Annotated in this window: 18 protein-coding genes; 11 read left to right on the plus strand and 7 right to left on the minus strand. The window is 73.2% G+C overall.

Annotated features, from left to right (window positions below):
• The first annotated feature begins 204 nt into the window (after positions 1-204).
• Both ACFV3R_RS08035 and ACFV3R_RS08040 read left to right on the plus strand, forming a co-directional pair.
• Positions 205-1,185, plus strand: coding sequence for a helix-turn-helix domain-containing protein (locus tag ACFV3R_RS08035; protein ID WP_385577307.1), 981 nt, complete (start codon positions 205-207; stop codon positions 1,183-1,185).
• 120 nt (positions 1,186-1,305) lie between these two features.
• Positions 1,306-2,508 carry a permease gene (locus ACFV3R_RS08040; protein ID WP_385577310.1) on the plus strand — a complete coding sequence of 401 codons (1,203 nt, stop codon included), beginning with the start codon at positions 1,306-1,308 and terminating at the stop codon, positions 2,506-2,508.
• 124 nt (positions 2,509-2,632) lie between these two features.
• Here the strand turns inward: ACFV3R_RS08040 and ACFV3R_RS08045 are convergent, their stop codons facing one another.
• Entirely contained in the window at positions 2,633-3,022 is a 390-nt protein-coding gene (locus ACFV3R_RS08045) for an ArsR/SmtB family transcription factor (protein WP_385577313.1), read from the minus strand.
• A 114-nt stretch (positions 3,023-3,136) separates the two neighbouring features.
• Here ACFV3R_RS08045 and ACFV3R_RS08050 point away from each other — a divergent pair, with 114 nt between their 5' ends.
• On the plus strand, positions 3,137-5,119 hold the full coding sequence (locus ACFV3R_RS08050; RefSeq protein WP_385577316.1) for a heavy metal translocating P-type ATPase: 1,983 nt from the start codon (positions 3,137-3,139) through the stop codon (positions 5,117-5,119).
• A 226-nt stretch (positions 5,120-5,345) separates the two neighbouring features.
• Here ACFV3R_RS08050 and ACFV3R_RS08055 read toward each other — a convergent pair whose 3' ends face one another.
• The 5 genes from ACFV3R_RS08055 to ACFV3R_RS08075 form a co-directional block, all read right to left on the minus strand.
• Entirely contained in the window at positions 5,346-6,119 is a 774-nt protein-coding gene (locus ACFV3R_RS08055) for a succinate dehydrogenase iron-sulfur subunit (protein WP_385577320.1), read from the minus strand.
• Positions 6,119-7,873: a succinate dehydrogenase flavoprotein subunit gene (sdhA, locus tag ACFV3R_RS08060; RefSeq protein WP_385577323.1), complete on the minus strand. Its 1,755-nt coding sequence runs from the start codon at positions 7,871-7,873 to the stop codon at positions 6,119-6,121. The genes ACFV3R_RS08055 and sdhA overlap by 1 nt, the downstream gene beginning before the upstream one ends.
• A 24-nt stretch (positions 7,874-7,897) precedes the next feature.
• Positions 7,898-8,377 carry a succinate dehydrogenase hydrophobic membrane anchor subunit gene (locus ACFV3R_RS08065; protein ID WP_385577326.1) on the minus strand — a complete coding sequence of 160 codons (480 nt, stop codon included), beginning with the start codon at positions 8,375-8,377 and terminating at the stop codon, positions 7,898-7,900.
• A gap of 6 nt (positions 8,378-8,383) precedes the next feature.
• Positions 8,384-8,764, minus strand: coding sequence for a succinate dehydrogenase, cytochrome b556 subunit (gene sdhC / locus ACFV3R_RS08070; RefSeq protein ID WP_385577329.1), 381 nt, complete (start codon positions 8,762-8,764; stop codon positions 8,384-8,386).
• A 203-nt stretch (positions 8,765-8,967) separates the two neighbouring features.
• Complete coding sequence (locus tag ACFV3R_RS08075) at positions 8,968-9,645, minus strand: 2-oxo-4-hydroxy-4-carboxy-5-ureidoimidazoline decarboxylase (protein WP_385577332.1); 678 nt, start codon at positions 9,643-9,645, stop codon at positions 8,968-8,970.
• Between the two features lie 366 nt (positions 9,646-10,011).
• Here ACFV3R_RS08075 and ACFV3R_RS08080 point away from each other — a divergent pair, with 366 nt between their 5' ends.
• The 5 genes from ACFV3R_RS08080 (at position 10,012) to ACFV3R_RS08100 (ending at position 15,544) form a co-directional block, all read left to right on the plus strand.
• The gene (locus ACFV3R_RS08080; protein ID WP_385577335.1) at positions 10,012-11,619 is read left to right on the plus strand and encodes a glycoside hydrolase family 20 protein; all 1,608 of its coding nucleotides are present in this window, start codon (positions 10,012-10,014) and stop codon (positions 11,617-11,619) included.
• 120 nt (positions 11,620-11,739) lie between these two features.
• Positions 11,740-12,000, plus strand: coding sequence for a CopG family transcriptional regulator (locus ACFV3R_RS08085; RefSeq protein WP_385577338.1), 261 nt, complete (start codon positions 11,740-11,742; stop codon positions 11,998-12,000).
• Positions 11,997-12,440, plus strand: a complete 444-nt coding sequence (locus tag ACFV3R_RS08090) for a PIN domain-containing protein (protein ID WP_385577341.1) — start codon at positions 11,997-11,999, stop codon at positions 12,438-12,440. Before ACFV3R_RS08085 ends, ACFV3R_RS08090 begins: the two co-directional genes overlap by 4 nt.
• Before the next feature lie 657 nt (positions 12,441-13,097).
• Positions 13,098-14,081, plus strand: a complete 984-nt coding sequence (locus tag ACFV3R_RS08095; protein WP_385577344.1) for a sigma-70 family RNA polymerase sigma factor — start codon at positions 13,098-13,100, stop codon at positions 14,079-14,081.
• Complete coding sequence (locus tag ACFV3R_RS08100) at positions 14,081-15,544, plus strand: hypothetical protein (RefSeq protein ID WP_385577347.1); 1,464 nt, start codon at positions 14,081-14,083, stop codon at positions 15,542-15,544. Before ACFV3R_RS08095 ends, ACFV3R_RS08100 begins: the two co-directional genes overlap by 1 nt.
• Positions 15,545-15,713: 169 nt before the next feature.
• On the opposite strand, the gene ACFV3R_RS08105 is transcribed toward ACFV3R_RS08100, so the two are convergent.
• The gene (locus ACFV3R_RS08105; RefSeq protein WP_385577350.1) at positions 15,714-16,418 is read right to left on the minus strand and encodes an MOSC domain-containing protein; all 705 of its coding nucleotides are present in this window, start codon (positions 16,416-16,418) and stop codon (positions 15,714-15,716) included.
• A 159-nt stretch (positions 16,419-16,577) separates the two neighbouring features.
• Between ACFV3R_RS08105 and ACFV3R_RS08110 the strand changes: the two genes are divergently transcribed.
• From ACFV3R_RS08110 to ACFV3R_RS08120, 3 genes are all read left to right on the plus strand, one after another.
• The gene (locus ACFV3R_RS08110) at positions 16,578-18,041 is read left to right on the plus strand and encodes an MFS transporter (RefSeq protein ID WP_385577353.1); all 1,464 of its coding nucleotides are present in this window, start codon (positions 16,578-16,580) and stop codon (positions 18,039-18,041) included.
• Between the two features lie 452 nt (positions 18,042-18,493).
• Positions 18,494-20,074, plus strand: coding sequence for a methylmalonyl-CoA mutase (locus ACFV3R_RS08115; protein ID WP_385577356.1), 1,581 nt, complete (start codon positions 18,494-18,496; stop codon positions 20,072-20,074).
• A gap of 137 nt (positions 20,075-20,211) precedes the next feature.
• Positions 20,212-20,424: a hypothetical protein gene (locus ACFV3R_RS08120; protein ID WP_385577359.1), complete on the plus strand. Its 213-nt coding sequence runs from the start codon at positions 20,212-20,214 to the stop codon at positions 20,422-20,424.
• Positions 20,425-20,438: the final 14 nt, after the last annotated feature.

A 20,438-nucleotide genomic window follows, 5' to 3' on the forward strand; every position in this document is an offset into this window, starting at 1 on the left:
ACCCTCCCGTCCACCATGCCCGCCACCTCCACCCGCAGGGGTGAATCCTCCCGAACAAACTGGATTCCGCACCCCGCAACTGCCTTACGCTCAGCCCACGCAGGCAGCACGTGCCCGCCCACAACCGCAGACAGAAAACGGCCCCCGCCGGGACGGCAATCCCGGAGCGAGGGCCTGACCAACGAGGAAGAACGGACCTTCCCCATGGGTAGTGAGAACCCTAGCGCCCTCGCGCGCCCGCAGTCAGGCGACCACGGCGATCCGCCCCCCTTGCGGGCGACGGCACGCCCCCGCGTTCGCCCCACCGCCCCCGGCCTCGGCGGCGTGATCCACGAGAACACCCGGCACACCCGCCGCTTCACGGTCGTCGGCAACCATCTCGCCCAGCACGCCGAACTCTCGCTGCTGGCGATCGGGCTCGCCGTCCACATCCAGTCGCTGCCACCGGGCGCCCGCGTCGACATCAAGACGCTCGCCCACCGCTTCCCCGAGGGCGCCACCCGCATCGCCGCCGCCCTGCGCGAACTGGAGGCCCACGGCTACCTGCGCCGCACCCGCGAACGGACCCCGGCCGGGCGCGTCGTCACCCGCACCGTCTCCTGCAACCAGCCAGGCGCCGCCCGGCGCACCCCCGAGCGGCCACCCCTCGGCAGGCATGCGACCCCGCCGCCACGCGCCGCCGCGCCCCACGACGCAGTGGCCGGCGGCAGCCGTCCCACGCGGCGGAAGGCTCTGCCTCTCCCCGCTGTGCCGCAGCCCGTTCACACCACCCCGGGACTCCTGCAGACCGCCGCCGACCTCCTCGCCGGGCTGCGCCGCCACGACGCCCGGCTGACGCTCTCGGGCTGCGACACCGCGCACCTGGCCCCGGGCATCGCCGCGTGGCTGGAACGCGAGGTCCCAGCGTCGGCCGTGGTGCGCGTCCTCACCACCGGCCTGCCACCCGACGGGCCCCGCCGCCCCGCCGCCCTCCTCGCCCACCGCCTCAGCGCCCACCTGCCGTCACCCCTGCCGTCCGCAGCACACCAGGGAGCCCCGCCCCCGCTCCACAACTGCGACGGCTGCGACCGCGCCTTCCGCGCGCCGGAACCGGGCCTGTGCCGCGACTGCCGGACCGCCGCGGGGTGCGGAGGGACGACGGGCCTCACCAGCATCGGAGAACACCGGCACCGCCGGCATCGGTGAGCCCGTGCCTGGGCGCCCCGCGCGGTGACCGGGCGCCGTGCCGGGGTACGCGGGTCCCGCGTCCCCTCGGGTCCGCGTGTCCACCAGCACGGTCCTCGTCGAAGGAGTCAGGCTTCACCGATGCACGCCGTCCTGCACGCCCTGTCCATCACCGCATCCATGACCTGGGAGATCACCTGGGCCCTGATCCTGGGCTTCGCCCTGTCCGCGGTCGTCCAGGCCGTGGTCCGGCGGTCCACCGTCGTCTCCCTCCTCGGTGACGACCGCCCTCGCACCCTCGCCCTCGCCACCGGCCTGGGCATGGCGTCCTCCTCGTGCTCCTATGCCGCGGTGGCACTGGCCCGCTCCCTGTTCCGCAAGGGCGCGAACTTCACCGCCGCGATGGCCTTCGAGATCGCCTCCACCAACCTCGTCGTCGAACTCGGCGTGATCCTGGCCCTCCTCATGGGCTGGCAGTTCACGCTCGCTGAGTTCGTCGGCGGCCCCGTCATGATCGTGTTGCTGGCCGTGCTGTTCCGGCTGTTCCTGCGCGACGGGCTGCTGCGCCGGGCACGCGGACAGGCGGAGCGTGCCGTGGCCGGGTCGATGGAGGGCCACGCCGCGATGGACATGTCCGTGCGGCGGGAGGGTTCCTTCGCCCGGCGGCTGATGTCAGGCGAGGGCTTCACCTCCACGAGCCACGTCTTCGTCATGGAGTGGGCGGCGATCCTGCGCGACCTGGTGATCGGCCTGCTCATCGCAGGCGCCATCGCCGCCTGGGTGCCTGACTCCTTCTGGCGCGCCTTCTTCTTCGACGGCCATCCCCTGGCTGCCAGGCTGTGGGGCCCGGTCATCGGCCCGCTGGTGGCGATGGCCTCGGTCGTGTGCTCGATCGGCAACGTGCCGCTGGCCGTGGTGCTGTGGAAGGGCGGCATCAGCTTCGGCGGCGTCGTGGCGTTCCTCTTCGCCGACCTGCTGATCCTGCCGATCCTCAACATCTACCGGAGGTACTACGGGGCGAAGGCGACCGCCTTCCTGCTGGGCACCTTCTACGCCGCCACGGTCGTCGCCGGATACGTCGTCGAATTCACCTTCGGCGGCCTCGGCCTGGTTCCCGACCGTGGAGCCGCCAGGATCCCGAGGGAGGGCGTGTCCTGGAACTACACGACCTGGCTCAACATCGCCTTCCTCCTCCTGGCTGCGGCCCTGCTGGTGCGCTTCGTGCGTACCGGGGGAGTGCCCATGCTCCGCATGATGGGCGGCTCACCCGTCACCGACCAGGACCACGGCGGCCCGGCAGAGCACGGACACCACACCGAGGAACCCCACCGCCGGCACCGCTGAGCGTCACGCTTCGGGCCTCCCACGCCGGCGTGCCGGGAAGGGGCCGGAGGCAAGCACGTTCCCGGGCGGGCAGGGGGCGAGGCCAGAGGAGAAGTGCCGAGGCGGCGAGCTTCCCGGTGCCCGGTCAGTGCCCGGCGGCAGTCGGGACGACCGTGGCACCGGGGGCGTCGTGCAGCCCCAGGCGCAGGTGCTCGACGTGGTAGAGCGCCTGGTCGAGGAGCTCGGAGACGTGGTTGTCGTAGAGGGCGTACACCACGGAGCGGCCCTTGCGGGTGCCGGTGACCAGGCCGAGGTTGCGCAGCAACCGAAGCTGGTGGGAACAGGCGGACTGCTCCATGCCGACCTCGCTCGCGAGCTCCGTCGCCGGCAGCGGGCCTTCGCGCAGACGGGCGAGGATGAGCAGGCGGGAGGGGGTGGCCAGGGCCTGGAGGGTCGTGGCCACCCTGGCGGCGTTGGTCGCGTCCAGACGCGTGGGCGGGACGCTGTCGTCGGGTGGTGCGGCTCCGTGACCCATGCAATTCATGGTACGCCGCACCATGAATACATGAATCGATGTTCATTTGTTCCTGTTACGGTGGCCGGGTTGGACGCTGTCCGTCGTCGTTTCCTTGCCCCGAGGACCCCTGCGATGTCTTCCACTCTCACCCGTTCGGCCCCGGCGGGCGATGCCGCCGCCCGCGAAGCGGCGACGCCCCGGCGCCGTACCCGCATCCTCGCGCTGCCCGAGGCCCGCTGGGCCGCCGCCGCGCTGGTGCTGTTCCTGATCGCGCTGCCGCCGTACCTGGCCGGGGCGCCGTCCTGGGTGTGGGGGACGCTGTTCGCCCTCACCTACGCCACCGGCGGCTGGGAGCCCGGCTGGGCCGGACTTCGGGCACTGCGGGAGAAGACCCTGGACGTCGACCTCCTGATGGTGGTGGCGGCGCTGGGGGCGGCGGCGATCGGACAGGCGCTGGACGGCGCGCTGCTGATCGTCATCTTCGCCACCTCCGGCGCCCTGGAGGCGATCGCCACCGCTCGCACCGCCGACTCGGTGCGCGGCCTGCTCGACCTCGCCCCCACGACCGCGACCCGCCTCGCCGACGACGGCAGCGAGGAGGCGGTGCCGACCGAGCAGCTCGGCGTGGGCGACACCCTCCTGGTGCGTCCCGGCGAACGGATCGGCGCCGACGGCCGTGTCCTGGACGGCGCCAGCGACGTCGACCAGGCGACCATCACCGGAGAGCCCCTCCCCGTGGCCAGGCAGGTGGGCGACGAGGTCTTCGCCGGCACCCTGAACGGCAGGGGCGCCCTGCGGGTGAAGGTGGAACGTGACCCGTCGGACTCGGTGCTCGCCCGAATCGTGGCCATGGTGGAGGAAGCCTCGGAGACCAAGGCGCCCACCCAGCTGTTCGTCGAGAAGATCGAACAGCGGTACTCGATCGGCATGGTCGCCGCGACGATCGCTCTGTTCGCGCTGCCGCTGCTGTTCGGCGCCGCGCTGCACCCCACGCTGCTGCGCGCCATGACCTTCATGATCGTCGCCTCGCCGTGCGCGGTGGTGCTGGCCACCATGCCGCCGCTGCTGTCCGCCATCGCCAACGCCGGACGGCACGGTGTGCTGGTGAAGTCCGCCGTGGTGACGGAGCGACTGGGGCAGGTCGACGCGGTGGCGATGGACAAGACCGGCACCCTGACCGAGGGCACCCCGCGCGTGACCGACATCCGCCCGCTGACCGCCGCCGGCCTGAGCGAGGACGAGCTGCTGGGACTGGCGGCCGCCGCCGAGCACCCCAGCGAGCACCCACTGGCCCACGCGATCGTGGAGGCGGCCAAGGCCCGCAACCTCGACATCCCGCCGGCCGAGGACTTCGCCTCGACGCCGGGAACCGGGGTGAGCGCCAGGGTCGAGGGCCGCACCGTGGCGGTCGGCAGCCCCGCCCGCCTCCTGGACGACCTCGCCGGCCACCCGGCCGCCGCGGCTGCCGCGGGCCTGGAGGGAGAGGGCCGCACCGCCGTGCTGGTGACGCTGCACGGCGTCCCGGTGGGGGTGCTGGGCATCGCCGACCGGCTGCGCGAGGAGGCTGCCGCCACCGTCACGGCCCTGGGCGGGCTGACGGGCAGCGCCCCGGTCCTGGTCACCGGTGACAACCCGCGCGCGGCGGCCCGACTCGCCGCCGAGGTCGGCATCACCGACGTCCGTGCCGGCCTGCTGCCGCAGGACAAGGTCAGCGCGGTGCGGCAGATGGAGCAGGCCGGACGGAAGGTGCTCGTGATCGGAGACGGCGTCAACGACGCCCCCGCGCTGGCCGCCGCCCACACCGGCATCGCCATGGGCCGCGCCGGGTCCGACCTTGCCCTGGAGACTGCCGACGCGGTCGTGGTCCGCGACGAACTGGCCACCGTTCCCGCAGTCGTCCGCCTCTCCCGCCGAGCACACCGCTTGGTCGTGCAGAACCTCGTCGTCGCCGCGGTGTTCGTCGCCGGGCTGGTCGTCTGGGACCTGGCCGGCCACCTCCCCCTGCCGCTCGGGGTCGCGGGCCACGAAGGCTCCACCGTCATCGTCGGCCTCAACGGCCTGCGCCTGCTGGCCGACGGCGCCTGGCGCCGCGCCCGCGCCGCGACCGGTCGGTGAGCCGCCGTGCCTGCAGGGCCGCCCCCGCCGGCCGGGCAGACCTGCGGGCGTCACCGTCCGGCGCGGCACCAGCTCGCCGGACTCCGCCGCGCACACCAACGGCACCACGCGGGTCCGGGTGGGCGACTGCCACGCCGCGGCCCCCGGACGCACCGAGGCCCCGCCTCCCCGGACGTACCGGAGGGACGGGGCCTGTGAGGCGCGGCCGGGTGAGGGCCGCCGAAGGTCAGAAGCGCCGGGTGATCAGCGCCCGCTTGACCTCCTGGATCGCCTTGGTGACCTCGATGCCGCGGGGGCAGGCGTCGGTGCAGTTGAAGGTCGTGCGGCAGCGCCACACGCCGTCCTTGGAGTTCAGGACCTCCAGGCGCTGCTCGCCGCCCTCGTCACGCGAGTCGAAGATGAAGCGGTGCGCGTTGACGATCGCCGCCGGGCCGAAGTACTGGCCGTCGTTCCAGAACACCGGGCACGAGGAGGTGCACGCGGCGCACAGGATGCACTTGGTGGTGTCGTCGAAGCGCTCGCGGTCCTCGGCGGACTGGTAGCGCTCGCGCGTCGGCTCGTTGCCGCTGGTGATGAGGAAGGGCATCACGTCGCGGTAGGCCTGGAAGAACGGCTCCATGTCCACGACGAGGTCCTTGAGGACCGCCATGCCCTTGATGGGCTCGATCGTGATCGGCTTGGCCGGGTTGATGTCCTTGATCAGCGTCTTGCACGCCAGCCGGTTGCGGCCGTTGATGCGCATCGCGTCCGAGCCGCAGACACCGTGGGCGCAGGACCGCCGGAAGGTCAGCGTGCCGTCGAGCTCCCACTTGATCTTGTGGAGGCCGTCGAGCACCCGCTCCTTGGGGTCGATCTCCATCTGGAAGTCCTGCCACGAGGCCTCCTCGGAGACCTCGGGGTTGAACCGGCGGATGCGGAAGGTGACCGTGATCGTGTGCGAAGCGCTGTTCTCCGCGGCGTCGAGCTGCGCGGAGTGCTTCTCCATGGTCGGGGTGCTCATCAGTACTTACGCTCCATCGGCTGGTAGCGGGTCTGCACGACCGGCTTGTAGTCGAGGCGGATCGACTCGCGGCCGTCCTCACCCGTCTCGCGGTACGCCATGGTGTGCCGCATGAAGTTGACGTCGTCGCGGTTGGGGTAGTCCTCGCGGTAGTGGCCGCCGCGCGACTCCTTGCGGGCCAGCGCGGAGACCGCCATGACCTCGGCCAGCTCCAGCAGGTTGCCCAGCTCGATGGCCTCCAGCAGGTCGGTGTTGAAGCGGCGGCCCTTGTCCTGCACGGAGATGTTCTGGTACCGCTCGCGCAGCTCGCCGATCTTCTCGATCGCCGTCTTGATCGTCTGCTCGGTGCGGAACACCATCACGTTGGCGTCCATGCACTCCTGCAGCTCGTTGCGGATGTCCGCCACGCGCTCGTTGCCGGTCGCGTCGCGCAGCATCTGGATGCGCTCGACGACGAACTTCTCCGGGGCCTCGGGCAGCTCCACGAAGTCCGCGGTGTCCGCGTACTCGGCGGCGGCGATGCCGGAGCGGCGGCCGAAGACGTTGATGTCCAGCAGCGAGTTGGTGCCCAGGCGGTTGGCGCCGTGCACCGAGACGCAGGCGACCTCGCCGGCCGCGTACAGACCCGGCACGACGGTGGTGTTGTCCGCCAGCACCTCGCCCTGCACGTTGGTGGGGATGCCGCCCATCGCGTAGTGCGCGGTGGGCTGGATCGGGATCGGGTCGGTGTACGGCTCGATGCCCAGGTAGGTGCGGGCGAACTCGGTGATGTCGGGCAGCTTGGCGTCGAGCTGCTCCGGCGGCAGGTGGGTGAGGTCTAGGTAGACGTGGTCACCGTCGGGGCCGCAGCCGCGGCCCTCGCGGATCTCGGTGTAGATCGAGCGCGAGACCACGTCGCGGGAGGCGAGGTCCTTCATGACGGGCGCGTACTTCTCCATGAAGCGCTCGCCGTCCTTGTTGCGCAGGATGCCGCCCTCACCGCGGGCGCCCTCGGTGAGCAGGATGCCCATGCGCCAGATGCCGGTCGGGTGGAACTGGAAGAACTCCATGTCCTCCAGCGGCAGGCCGCGCCGGAAGCAGGCCGCCTGGCCGTCACCGGTGAGGGTGTGCGCGTTGGAGGTGACCTTGAAGAACTTGCCGTTGCCGCCCGAGGCGTACACCACGGACTTGGCGTGGAAGATGTGGATCTCGCCGGTGGCCAGCTCGTAGGCGACGACGCCGGCGGACTTCTTGACCCCGCCCTCCTCGACCACGATCTGGTCCAGGACGTAGAACTCGTTGAAGAACTCCACGCCCTCCTTGACGCAGTTCTGGTACAGCGTCTGGAGGATCATGTGGCCGGTGCGGTCCGCGGCGTAGCAGGACCGGCGGACGGGGGCCTCACCGTGGTTGCGGGAGTGGCCGCCGAACCGGCGCTGGTCGATCCTGCCCTCGGGCGTGCGGTTGAAGGGCAGGCCCATCTTCTCCAGGTCGAGGACCGAGTCGATGGCCTCCTTCGCCAGGATCTCGGCGGCGTCCTGGTCGACCAGGTAGTCGCCGCCCTTGATCGTGTCGAAGGTGTGCCACTCCCAGTTGTCCTCCTCGACGTTGGCGAGGGCCGCGGCCATGCCGCCCTGGGCCGCGCCGGTGTGGGAGCGGGTGGGGTAGAGCTTGGTGAGCACCGCGGTGCGGCTGCGCTTGGTGGCCTCGATGGCGGCGCGCATACCGGCTCCGCCGGCGCCGACGATGACGGTGTCGTACTTGTGGATCTTCATGGGTGGATTACCTCAGCCCCGTGCCTAGCGGAAGTTCGGGTCGAAGGTGAAGATCACCAGCGTGCCCAGGAGGACGGTGAAGACCGTCGCCGTGTACAGCAGCATCTTCAGCCAGAAGCGGGTGTTGTCCCGTTGCGCGTAGTCGTTGATGACCGTGCGCAGACCGTTGGCGCCGTGCAGCATCGCGAGCCACAGCATGCCGAGGTCCCAGATCTGCCAGAACGGGTTGGCCCAGCGGCCGGCGACGAAGGCGAAGCCGACCTTGGAGACGCCGCCGTCCAGCACGAGCTGGATCAGCAGGTGGCCCAGGACCAGGACGACCAGGACGATGCCGGACAGCCGCATGAACAGCCAGCCGTACAGCTCGAAGTTGGTCCGGGTCGGGCGCGGCGTCTTCGCGCTGCGGGCGCGCGGCGGCTCGATGACGGGGGCGGGGTTGTCCACGCCGTACAGCGACGCCGTGGCGCCGGTGTCGGAGGTGGCGGTGGTGGTCTCAGCCGACATCGCTCATCAGCTCCCGAACAGCGTGCGCAGGGTGTGCTGCAACACGGGGTAGAAGGCACCGACCATCAGGACGAACCAGATGGCCATCACGGTCCACAGCATCTGCTTCTGGTAGCGCGCGCCCTTGGACCAGAAGTCCACGGCGACGACACGCAACCCGTTGAGCGCGTGGAAGAGGATGGCGGCCACCAGGCCGTACTCCATGACGTTGACGATGGGCGTCTTGTACGTCGAGACGACGTCGTCGTAGGCCTCGGGGGAGACGCGGACGAGTGCGGTGTCTAGGACGTGCACGAACAGGAAGAAGAAGATGAGGACACCGGTGACTCGATGAGCCACCCACGACCACATGCCTTCCCGGCCGCGGTACAGCGTTCCAGCCGGCACGGAAAAAACCCTCCGGGAGCGGGGATTGGGGCCTGCCGGCTTCACTGTCGGTCGGGCCCGGCCGGGTACGGTCCACCGGCCCCGGCCATCGTAGCGACGACTTGCCGTGCGCTGCCGACGGGGCCCTTAGGTGTGATCAAACAGGCATTCAGCCGCCGCACACCCGAACCGCCCGACGGGCCCCGTCGCGGCCCCGCCGCCGGTCAGCGGGCCGCGGGCGGTGTGGTCACCAGGCGCCGCAGCCGGCCCCGGGCGAGCCGCCGCAGCTCGTCGGCCGAGACGGCGCGTTCCTCGTCCCGCTCGTGGCCCAGCCGGCGGCGGATGGCGGCAAGGGTCTGGTCCAGGACCTCGTCGGCGTGGAAGTCGTCCAGGCAGAGCACGAAGGCGTGCTCGAAGCGGATCTCGTAGGCGTCGTGGGCGGCCCGCAGGGCCGTGTGCGCCGCGCGCGCCGAGGGGCTCCCCACCGGGACCAGCAGGTCGGGCGAGAAGGTCTCGCGGGTGAGGGCCTCCGTGACGTCCGCCGGGGAGAGGTCGTACAGGGCCTCGTCCGCAGCGGCCAGCAGGGACGGCACGTCCGGGTAGGGCCGGTGGTCGGCCAGCCGCTTCGCCCAGCGCCGGCTGCCGCAGCACGCCAGCAGGGAGGCCTCCGCGGCCGCCGGCTCGGCGCCGTTGAAGGCGGTCAGCGCCCGGTCGCGGTGGGCCAGGGCCGTGGCCGGGGCGGGAGGTGCCGGCGTCGGCGGACGGGAGTCGCCGGCGCGTGCCTGTGCAGGTATGACCGGGCCCGCCGAGCACAGGGAGGCCGGTCGGCTGACCGAGTTCTTGCGGGACAGCGGAGCCTCCTCGGGGGCGGCGGGGCGGGACGGGGCGGAGGAGAGGGGCACGGGGCCTTCGTGGAGGTGGGAGGGGCGGGGCGCGTCGGTGGTGGCCGGGCCCCGGGTGTGTCGGCGGGATGGGGAGCGCGTGAAGAAGAAGTGGTTGCCTGAGGCGAGCTTAGGTGACGGGACGTGAAGGGGGCGTGAAGGGGGTCGGTAAACGGGACGCGGAAGAGGCCCCGATGGTTGCGTGCCGGCCGGCGGAGGAGAGGCCACTACGCGCCCGGCGGAGGTCGCTCCGTCACGCTAACGACACCCTCCGGGGAGCGTCCGACGGATGCGCGAATTTCACCCGTACGGGAGAGGGCGGCGCGCGGGGTGGACGGAAGCGGCGGCGGCGGGGCGTAGCTTCGGCGGAAACAGGAGGTCGGGCACATGAGGAAGTCGACGGCGTGCGCAGCGGTGGTGGCTGCCGCACTGGTGACGGCGGGGTGCGGGGGCGACGGCGGGTCCGGGCGCGCGGGCCCCTCGCCCGACCCCACGTGGGCGACCGTCAGCGGGTCGCCACGGACCGTCCCCGCCGTCCGCAGCTTCGACGCGGCGAAGGGGAAGGGCTGGCGCCGCACCGCGAAGGCGCGGGTCGTGGTCCCCTCGGGCGCGAAGGGGCCGCTGGCCGGCGAGGCCCGCCTGCTCGCCCAGGACCTCGGCGGCCTCGACGTCGTGTGGGGGGAGGGGCAGAAGGTCCGCACCGGGGACGTGGTGCTGCGGCTGACCGGGGACGGTCACGAGCCGGACCCGACCGGTGACCCCTCCCACGCCACGGCCGACGAGGCGTACACGCTGCGCACCGCCGACGCCGCGGTCACCATCACCGCCGCCACCCCGGCCGGCGTCTTCTACGGCACCCGCACCCTGGTGCAGGCCGAGCGCACCGGCGGCGGCCTGCCCGAGGGCACCGTCCACGACCGTCCCGACCGGGCCCGCCGCGGGCTCATCCTGGACATCGCGCGCAAGCCCTACAGCGCGGACTGGATCGCCGACCGCATCCGCGAGATGGGCGACCTCAAGCTCAACGAGCTCCAGCTGCACTTCGGCGACGACCAGGGCTGGCGCATCGAGAGCGACTCCCACCCCGAGATCGTCTCCAGGGACCACCTCAGCAAGGCGCAGGTGCGCACCCTGCTGCGGCTGGCCGCGAGCCGGCACATCAACGTCGTCCCGGAGATCGACTCGCCCGGCCACCTCAACGCCGTCATCGCCAAGCACCCGGAGCTCCAGCTCCTCAGCTCCAGCGGCGGCAAGCCCGAGGGCACGGTGGACCCCACCGACCCGGCCGCCGCGAAGCTGGTGGACCAGTTGCTGCGGGAGTACGCGCAGCTCTTCCCGGGGAAGTCCTTCCACCTCGGCGGCGACGAGTTCCTGCCGCTGCGCAACAAGACGCCGGACACCACCTACGCCGACCTGAAGAAGAAGGCGGTGCAGCGCTACGGCGACAAGGGCAGCATCCAGGACCTGGTGGCCGCCTGGCTCAACGCCCGGGAGAAGACCGTCCGCGCCGCGGGCAAGACGGACGTGGCGGCGTGGAACGACGGGTTCTTCGCCGACGGGCAGGTGAAGGCGGACGCGGACCGCGGCGTCGTCTACTGGACGGGCAAGGAGCCCGGCGAACGTGACCCCGCCGACTACCTGAAGGAAGGCCGGAAGGTCGTCAACGCCAACGACGAGTACCTGTACTACGTGCTGGGGGAACCCAACAAGTTCAAGTACCCCACCGGCAAGCGCATCTACGAGAGCTGGTACCCGGGCATCATCCGCGGCACCAAGCCCGTCAAGGGGGCCGACACCGGCCCGACCAAGGTGGTCGGCGGGCGCTTCGGGGTGTGGGGTGACCAGCCTGACGCCCAGACCCCGCAGCAGGTGGCCGACGGCATCCGCACACCGCTCGCCGCCACCGCGCAGAAACTGTGGAACCCCCACAAGCCGTCGCTGAGCTGGACCGAGTTCCAGAAGGTCGTGGACAAGGCGGGGCTCGGGAGCGCGTAGCGGGTCGGGCGTGGCGGCCGGCCAGGTGGTGAGCGGTGAGTGCTGAGAGGGATCGCGTTCGCGGTGAAGGGGGAGACGGCCGGGCATACATCAATGTGGTACATACGCTAGTTTTGGTACATGTCCATGAAGCGCACCAACGTCTACGCCGATCCGGAGGACCTCGCGATCATCAAGGAGGCTGCGCAGCGGCGCGGCATCAGCGAGGCTGAGATCATCCGCCAGGGCATCCACCTGGCGGCCATGGCCAACCGGGTCTGGGAGGAACCTCTCTTCTCTCGTACATTCAAGGGGACAGGCCGTACTTCTGGCAGGAGCGAGGTGCGGAACACCGTCGCCGACGCCGTGCACCGCGAGAGCGAGTCCGGAAGCGCTGCGTGATCATCGTCATCGCGGACACCTCCGGGCTCCTTGCGGCGCTTGACTCCGCTCATCCCGAGCACCAGGCGTCGAATGAGGCGATCATGGCCGCTGGGCTTCTGGTGATGTCCCCGCTGCTGCTCGCGGAGATCGACCACGTCGCCACGCGTGAGCTCGGGCGTGAGGCGGCGATCAGCGCGGTCGACGACATCCGTCACTGGATGCGTCGGGGCCGTGTCGCGCTGCCCGAGATCACGGAAGTCCATCTGGGTGCCGCTCAGTCGCTGCGGGCCCGATATCGCGACCTGGACCTGGACCTCGCGGATGCGGTGAACGTGGCCCTCGCCGCCGAGTACGACACCGATGCCGTACTCACGCTCGACCGTCGCGATTTCCGGGCCGTGCGCCCCTTGGGCCGGCACAAGGCGTTCCGGTTGCTGCCCGACGACCTGCCTGTCTGACGTGGCGCGGCATCCGGTCGTGTCGCCTGCCGTGTCGGGCGTGCGGCTCGCTGCACTGGTGAGACCTCCGTCGGCAGTCCGAGGGAGGGGCCGGGGCAGGGGGAGAGACGGCCGGGGCCGCCACCCCCCACAGGAGAGGCCCCGACCGTCGTACACGGGGGCCCGCGCACGGGCCCGGGGAGACCTCCCGCGCACCGGCCGGCGGGGAACCGGACCGCGGCGCTCCCCAACCGGGCCCGGGTGCCGGCCGGCGGCCCGGTCCCTCGCGGTACCCGTCGCCGGCCCCGCGCGGACCGCCTGACGGCCTGAGGGGGAAGGTCTCCTAACCCCTACAGCGCCGGACTCCGCGAAAACGTCACCGTCAGGCACGGGGCGACGCAGAGGGTGAGGGAGCGTTGCGCGGGCTGCACCGCCGCCGCCCTCCCCGACGCCCGGGTGCGCCTCCGTCCACGGGGCGGGTTACGGTCGGCGAAGTCACGGACGGTCGCACCCGTGGGCCAGGCCCGTGACTCCCGCACCGAACGGTGCGGGAGGCTGACGGCACGTAGCATTCCGACCCCCGACCCGACGACGCCACTGGCCACGGACCAGGCAGAGAGACAGCCAAGTACCGGGCGGACGCGACGGACCGCCTTCCGCGTGCGACAGGATGGACCCGTGCGAGGGGACGACACCCGGCCCGACGACAGTCGGCTGACCGCCGCCGTGCAGGCTGCGCAGGACGGCGACGAGGCTGCCTTCCGGATCGTCTACCGGATGGTGCAGCCCCGGCTCCTGGCCTACGTCCGTACGTTGGTCGGTGAGGCGGACGCCGAGGACGTGGCCTCCGAGGCCTGGCTCCAGATAGCCCGCGACCTCGACCGCTTCACCGGCGACGCGGACCGTTTCCGCGGCTGGGCCGCCCGCATAGCCCGGAACCGGTCGCTGGACCACATCCGGACCCGGGGACGCCGGCCCGCCGTCGGCGGCGACGACAGCGAACTGGCCGACCGCCCCTCCCCCTCGGACACCGCCGGAGCGGCCATGGAGGCGCTGGGCACCCGGGAGGCCATGCGCCTGATAGCCCGTCTCCCGGCCGACCAGGCGGAGGCGGTGACCCTGCGGGTGATCGTGGGGCTCGACGCCAGGGGTGCGGCCGAGGTCCTGGGCAAACGCCCCGGCGCGGTCCGCACCTCCGCCCACCGGGGCCTGCGCCGCCTGGCCCGGATGCTCGACGCCGGCGGGGACGACGCCGAGGGTGGCAGAAGCGACGGGGAGGACGGGGGCGGCCGGAGCGGTGCGGGAAACCAGGGCGCCGGGGTGGGGGACGGCGAGACACCCGCAGCAACCGACCCGGGCAGCACCTTCACGGGCCCGGGGACCGCAACCGTGGGCCCGGCCACCGCGCCCACGTCTCGCGGGGCCGGGCCCGCGGCCGGAGGGACCCCGTCCACGGCTGGAGGAACCGCGTCCGCGCCGGGGAAGGACGCAACGGTCGGGGCGGAGGGTGCGTCTGTGCCGAGGACCACGACGGACCCCGCGCAGGGGGCGGAGCACAGGGGAACGGTCCCGGCGCAACGGCGTCGTGGGCCGGCCGGCACGGCAGGATCATGCGTACCAGGTGTGACGGATACGGCCGCACGAACGCAGAAGGGCATGTGATGGCCGACGACCGGAACGACTGGTTCGACGTGGTGCTCGGGGAGGCGTTCCGCCGCTCCCGTCCGGTCGGCGACCCGGCGCACAGTCCGGCGGACCGGACGGAGACAGGGGAGGCCACCCCGGCGTTCGGCGCCTCCGCGCAGGTCGATCCCGCGCAGGGCGGCCCCGGCCAGGACCCCGCCGCCCCGGCCGCTCCCGCCACCGACCCGGCTGCGGGGAGTGGCCCGGCCGCGGAGGCCGGAGTGCCGGCGGGTTCGGGGGAGGCCCCGGAGGTGCCGGCGCCTCTCGTCCGGCTGCTCACCGTCGCCCGGGAGGCCGCCGACGCGCCCCTCGACCGGGTGCTGCCCGGCGAGGACGCCGCCGTCGCCGCCTTCCGTGCCGCACGCACCACGGACGGTGCCGGCGCCGGTGGCGCGGCGGGCGGGTCGGGCGTCACCGAGCCGGCGCCCGACGCCGATGCCGCGCCGGCCCCCGCGGAACCCGAGGCGCCGCACGGCGTGGTGGGACTCGGCCCGGCCGGAGCGGCCGGGCGCCGGCCCGGGCGCACGCGTGGCACGAAGCGCCCCGCCGGTCGCGTGCGTGCCCGCGGTGGTGCTCTCCCGGGGGCCGTGCGCCGCGGTATGGCCGTGGCGGTGGCGGGGTGCGCGCTGACGGGGGTCGCGGTGGCCGTGGCCGTCGGAGCGCTGCCGACGCCGTTCCCCGCCGGTGGGCACCCGCACGCCCCGCAGCCCGCCGTCTCGGCCACCTCACCCGGGCCCGACGAGAGCGGTGGCGGCCCCAACGTCGCCGGCGGCACCGGCTCGCCCGCCGACCCGGACCCCACCACCACCGGGAAGCGGACTCCGTCCGACGGCGGTGACGGGCCCCGGGCCAGTACGCGGCCGAGGACGAGCAGTCACCCCCCGGCCCCCGGCGCCCAGGACGGGGACGGCCACGCCTCGGCCGGCATCCTGTCCCACCTCACCGCGCTGTGCCGTGCGTACCAGGCCGGGAAGCGTGGCGAGGCCGAAAAGGCGCTGGAGCGGCGGGCGGGCGGCGCCCGGCAGGCCGGCACCTTCTGCCGCCTGTACCTGGCGGGCCGGAGCCAGGACCAGTCCGGCGGGGGCCTCATGGGGCGCCAGGACGGCGGCAGCACCCACGACGAGGACGCGAAGTCCCCCGCCGGCCCGGACCACGACGCGCCGGACGACACCCACGGCTACGGCTCGCCGGGCACCTCGGGTGGCGACGCCCGGGCCAGCGACGACCTCGCGGCCGGGAGCGGTGCGTCCGACGGCGGTCGCTCCGACCGGTCGGACCGCCGGACCTTCCCCGTCGCCCGGCCCGGCCACGGCACCGACGCGAGGGCGCACCCGCGGCAGACCGGGACGACCGCCACGACGAGCCGCAGCGGAAAGAGCCAGGTCGGCACGGGTCGCCGCGGTGCGGGCGGTACGGCGGGTGGGGACACCGGCGGCCGGTGAGCTGCCCCGGCCGGGCCCCTCACCCGGTCAGCCGGACGTGAGGGCGGTGAGAGCCACGGCCGCCCCCACCGGGACCGGTCCTCCTCCGCCCGTCGGCACACCCGGGCGGGCGGCAACTGCCGTTCGAGCCCTTGTCCCGTCGCCCGCCGTTCTGCCGCCCCGCCGTCCGTCAGACCTCCCGGCCTGGGTCGGTGTCCCGCCGCGCGGTCTCTCGCGCGTCTTCGGCCGGGGCGGTGCGCCGAAGCAGGGTCTCCTTCAGCTCCTCGGGGAGCGCCTGGGCCGGCAGCAGCTGCGGCAGCAGCTCGGGACGGAGGGTGAGGGCCCGGAACACAAGGGCCACCGTCACCTCGTGGTCGGGCCGGTGGACCACCTCGATCCGGTCGCCGGCCCGCACCGCGCCCGGCTCGACCACCCGCAGGTACGGTCCGGGCCGGACCGCGCGGGTGAACTCCCTGATCCAGCCCGGCCGCTCCAGTCGGCCCTGGAAGGTGAGGCAGGGGATGCGGGGGCAGGACACCTCCAGGGTCAGGGTCGCCCCGATCCGCCACCGCTCCCCGATCAGCGCCGCGTTGACGTCGGCACCGGTCGTCGTGAGGTTCTCCCCGAAGAGGCCGGCGGGCAGCGGGCGCCCCAGTACCGTCTCCCAGTGGTCGAGGTCCTCCCGGGCGTAGGCGTACACGGCCTGGTCCGCGCCGCCGTGGTGTGCGACGTCGTACGCCCGGTCGCCGGCGAGACCGACCGCGCCGGTGCCCTTGGGACCGGGGGCCGTCACCGCGACCGGCCCGGCCACCGGGACCTTGTCGATTCCGGTCGTGGCGAGCTGCTTCCACGGGTTGGGCCGCGGCCTGCCCACGTTCACCGAGAGCACCCTCATGCGGAGGGAAGGTAGCGGCTGAGCCGGAGTACCGCCACGGGTTTGCCCTCGGCCGGCCGCCCCACGGCCCCCGATCATGCGGCGTAGGACCCCCGGCGGAGCCCGAACCCGACCGAAATCCCGATGTGCCGCCGGGGTGCCGGCTGAGAGCATCGGCTCATGCTGGACGCTCCCGACACTTCCGACTCCGGTACCACCGCGACCCACCCGGGCAGCCCCACCGGACGGGCGGCACCCCCGATGTGGCTGGTGGTCGCGGTGGCCTGCGCCGGCCAGTTCCTGGTCGTCCTCGACGTCTCGGTCGTCAACGTGGCCCTGCCGTCCATGCGCACCGACCTCGGGCTGAGCGCCTCCGGGCTGCAGTGGGTGGTCAACGCCTACTCGATCGCCTTCGCCGGGTTCATGCTGCTGGGAGGGCGGGCCGGGGACGTCTTCGGCCGGAAGCGGGTCTTCGTGACCGGCGTCCTGCTGTTCACCCTGGCCTCCCTGGGCGGCGGACTCGCCCAGGAGGGCTGGCAGTTGCTGGTGGCCCGACTGGTGCAGGGGCTGGGGGCGGCGGTCCTCGCGCCCTCCACCCTCACCCTGCTGACCTCGGCGGTGCCCGAGGGCGCGGCGCGGGCCCGGGCGGTGGCGACCTGGACGGCGGTCGGCGCCGGCGGGGGTGCCGCCGGCGGGCTGGTCGGCGGCGTCCTCACCGACGGCCTCTCGTGGCGGTGGGTGCTGCTGATCAACGTCCCGGTGGGCGCGGTGGTCGCGGCGGCGGCGGTCCGCTGGATCCGGGAGACCGCCGTCACCCGCGACCGCCGCCTGGACGTCCCGGGTGCGGTGCTCGTGACCGCTGCCGCGGCCGTACTCGCCTACGGCATCGTGCAGACCGAGGCCACCGGCTGGACCTCGGCTGCCACCCTGGTGCCGCTCGCCGCCGGCCTCCTGCTGCTGGCCCTGTTCCTGCTGGCCCAGCACCGCTCGAAGGAGCCGCTGATGCCGCTGCGGGTGCTCGCGGTGCGCTCGGTGGCCGCGGCCAACGCGGCGATGTTCGTGTGCGGGGCGGGCATGGTCTCCATGTGGTACTTCATGACCCTCTACGCCCAGAACGTCCTGGGGTACACCCCGTTGGGTGCGGGTCTGGCGCTGATACCCAGTTCGGTGAGCGTGCTGGTCGGCGCGAAGACGGCCCCCCGGCTGATGCGGTGGGCCGGCGCCAAGAGCGTCGCCGTCCTCGGCACCCTCGTGGCCGCCGCCGGGTTCGCCTGGCAGTCGACGATGGGGCCGCACGGCGCCTACGTCACCTCCATCATGCTGCCCGGCATCCTGATGATGCTCGGCGCCGGGCTCAGCGGCACCCCGCTGGCCTCCCTGGCCACCTCCGGGGCCGACCCGGGTGACGCGGGCCTGGTCTCCGGTCTGGTCAACACCTCCCGGACCCTGGGCGGTGCGCTGGGCCTGGCGGTGCTCTCCACCGTGGCGGCCTCCCGGTCCGCGGGGGCGAGCGACCCCGCCGCGCTGAGTGCGGGCTACGCCGCCGCGTTCGGGTGGGGCGCCGGCATCCTCGTCGTGGCCGCCGCGCTGACGGCCTGCTGGCTGCGGGGGGAGCGCGCGGGCCGCACAGCCGGGGCGAAGTGACGGCGGGCCCGTCGGACGGCGCCCGCGCGGCCACCCGAACCCGCAGCTCAGGCCGGTTCGGCCGCCGGACGTGACGGGGGTCACGCCACTTCTGCCAGCTGCGGTGTGACGGATCGGGCGCCGTCGGCGCAGTAGTGAGTGAAGCCGACTGGTCATCGGCTGCGCGTGAGCCGGGGTTCCCCCCGTACCTGCGGCTCCGCGCGTCCGGCGCGGGCGGGGCATGTTCCCCCGGCTCCGCCCGCGCCCATCCTCCCCCGGCCGAGGCCCGCCCGGCCCGCCGTCCCGCCTCCCGTCCCTCGCGTGCGGGCGGTTGTGAGTAACCTCCCAGCTCGGGTCCGTTCGCTGTCGGCACGTCAGGGGCTACAGTCCGTGGCGAGCGACGAGACGCCCCGATCGCCAAGACGGCGTCCCGTCGCAGGCCCGGACGGTGGACGCAGCGGAGGCGTGGACGCATGGCAAGAGAGTCAGAGTCAGGGTTGCCCATCGAGCCGGTGTACGGGCCGGCCGACCTGGCGGAGTGGGACGCCTCCCAGCAGCTGGGGGAGCCCGGGGCCTTCCCCTACACCCGCGGCGTCTACCCGACGATGTACACCGGCCGGCCCTGGACGATGCGCCAGTACGCCGGGTTCGGCACCGCCACCGAGTCCAACGCCCGCTACCGGCAGCTCATCGCGCACGGCACCGCCGGGCTGTCCGTCGCCTTCGACCTGCCCACCCAGATGGGCCACGACTCCGACGCGCCCCTGGCCTCGGGCGAGGTCGGCAAGGTGGGCGTGGCCATCGACTCCATCGACGACATGCGCGTCCTGTTCGACGGCATCCCGCTGGACCAGGTCTCGACGTCGATGACGATCAACGCGCCCGCCGCGATACTGCTGCTGCTCTACCAACTCGTCGCCGAGGAACAGGGCGTCGCCCCGGAGAAGCTGACCGGCACGATCCAGAACGACGTCCTGAAGGAGTACATCGCCCGCGGCACGTACATCTTCCCGCCCAAGCCCTCGCTGCGGCTGATCGCCGACATCTTCCGCTACTGCCGTGCCGAGATCCCGAAGTGGAACACCATCTCCATCTCCGGGTACCACATGGCCGAGGCCGGAGCCTCGCCCGCGCAGGAGATCGCCTTCACCCTGGCGGACGGCATCGAGTACGTGCGCACCGCGATCGCCGCCGGCATGGACGTCGACGACTTCGCACCCCGGCTCTCCTTCTTCTTCGTCTCCCGCACCACCCTGCTGGAGGAGGTCGCCAAGTTCCGTGCCGCCCGCCGCATCTGGGCCCGGGTGATGCGTGAGGAGTTCGGGGCGCGCAACCCCAAGTCGCTGATGCTGCGCTTCCACACGCAGACCGCCGGGGTCCAGCTCACCGCCCAGCAGCCCGAGGTGAACCTGGTGCGGGTCGCGGTGCAGGGCCTGGCCGCGGTGCTGGGCGGCACCCAGTCGCTGCACACCAACTCCTTCGACGAGGCCATCGCGCTGCCCACCGACAAGTCGGCGCGGCTGGCGCTGCGCACCCAGCAGGTCCTCGCCTACGAGACGGACGTCACCGCCACCGTCGACCCCTTCGCCGGCTCCTACGTCGTGGAGTCCATGACCGACGACCTGGAGCGGGCGGCCCGGGACCTCATGGCGCGCGTGGAGGACCGCGGCGGTGCGGTCGCCGCCATCGAAGCGGGCTTCCAGAAGGAGGAGATCGAGCGGAACGCCTACACGATCGCCCAGGAGACCGACTCCGGGGAACGGGTCGTCGTCGGCGTCAACCGCTACCAGCTCGACGAGGAGGAGCCCTACGAGCCGCTCCGCGTCGACCCCGCCATCGAGGCGCAGCAGGCCCAGCGGTTGGCGGCGCTGCGGCGGGACCGCGACCAGACGGCCGTCGACGCGGCCCTCGCCGAGATGAAGAAGGCCGCGGAGGGCACCGACAACGTGCTGTACCCGATGCGCGAGGCGCTGCGCGCGAAGGCCACCGTCGGCGAGGTCTGCAACGTGCTGCGCGAGGTGTGGGGCGCGTACGTGCCGACGGACGCGTTCTAGGCCCCGGAGCGGGCGGGCACCGTCCGCCGGGAGCGCGGGGCGAACGGGCACTGTCCGCCGGGGCGCGGGGCGCGGGGCGCGGGGCGCGGGTGGCCGGTGCCGGGAATGTTCGGTTGCCGGTGGGTCACACTGGGTTCATGTCCTCACTGCGCCGCGCCTGCCCCGTCTGCCTGAGAGAGATCGCCGTCGTCGGCGGCCGGTACGCCCGGCACGACCCGCCCGGGCGGCGGATGCGGCTGGAGCTGGTCTCCTGCCCGGGGTCGCGCAAGATCGCGCCGGTGACCGCCCCCGCCGAGCCGCTGTTCGACCCGGACGCGCCGCCGTTCCCCGGGCAGCAGCCGCTGTTCTGAGGCCCCGCCCGGCT

The organism is Streptomyces sp. NPDC059740, assembly GCF_042733155.1.
In the GTDB taxonomy this organism is placed as follows: Bacteria; Actinomycetota; Actinomycetes; order Streptomycetales; family Streptomycetaceae; genus Streptomyces.